This is a genomic window from Pseudomonas sp. ITEM 17296, assembly GCF_028895205.1.
Taxonomy (GTDB): Bacteria; Pseudomonadota; Gammaproteobacteria; order Pseudomonadales; family Pseudomonadaceae; genus Aquipseudomonas; species Aquipseudomonas kermanshahensis.
In genome coordinates this window covers 1-1,013 of record NZ_WJRS01000075.1, presented here as the reverse complement: position 1 = coordinate 1,013, position 1,013 = coordinate 1, and the positions used below count along the sequence as shown (strand labels likewise).

The following is a 1,013-nucleotide window of genomic DNA, read 5'->3' as shown; positions in this document are numbered from 1 at the left end:
CTGAGTGACGGCAAAACGGTCATCACCGTTCCGGCCAACGGCACCACCGGTTCGGTTACCGTAACTGCCCCGGACAACGTCTACACCGGCGCTAACCCACCGGTAGAGCAGAGCCTCCAGGCGGTTAGCGGCGCTGACGCCTGGAAGTTCGAGAACCTGGTTCTCGACAAGACCCCGGTCAGCACCACTGTGACCGACGAGCCGGGTACCCCAGGCAACGAAGGCGATGTGGTCAAGGTCACCATCACGGCTGATCAGGTTTCGGTCGCCGAGAACGTGAAGCCGACCTTCACCGTTCACATCAATACTGCCCTGGCCCACGACTTGGTCGTGACCTTGAGTAACAACGCCACCGTCACCATCAAGGCTGGCGAAACCAGCGCGCCGTACACTCACGACGCGCAGGGCGATGATGTCTACAAAGACGCTGGCGAAATCAGCCTGGGTATCAAGTCCGCGGTCGATGTCGATGGCCGTGCCTTCGAAAACCTGCAACTGGGCGACGCGGCATCGGTCAAAGTCACCGACACCACGGATGACGTGGTGGCCAAGCTGACTGCCACGCCTTCGGTTACCGAAGGCGGTGCGATCACTTACACCATCACCCTGACCAACAAAGATGGTCTGCCAATTGATAAACACTCGGCGCTGACCTTCACGTTGAGCGACGGCACCACCGTCATCACGGTTCCGGCCAACAGCACCACTGGTTTCACCACCGTGACTGCTCCGGACAACGTCTACACCGGTACCAACGATGCGGTGATCAAATCGATCGCTACCGTCGACGGCGCGGATGTTGGCAAGTTCGAGAACCTGGTTCTGGACAAAACGCCGGTCAGCACGGCCGTCACCGACGAGCCAGGCACGCCGGGTAACGAAGGCGACTTGGTCAAAGTCACCATCACGGCTGACCAGGTTTCCGTCGCTGAAAACGTGAAGCCGACCTTCACCGTTCACATCAACACCGCGCTGGCTCACGACCTGGTTGTGACCCTGAGCAACAACGCCAC

The 1,013-nt window shown here is 59.8% G+C and carries 1 protein-coding gene; it reads left to right on the top strand.

What is annotated here, in order from left to right:
- A partial coding sequence (locus GIB19_RS28105) for an immunoglobulin-like domain-containing protein (protein ID WP_274888854.1) occupies positions 1–1,013 on the top strand: 1,013 nt, incomplete at both ends.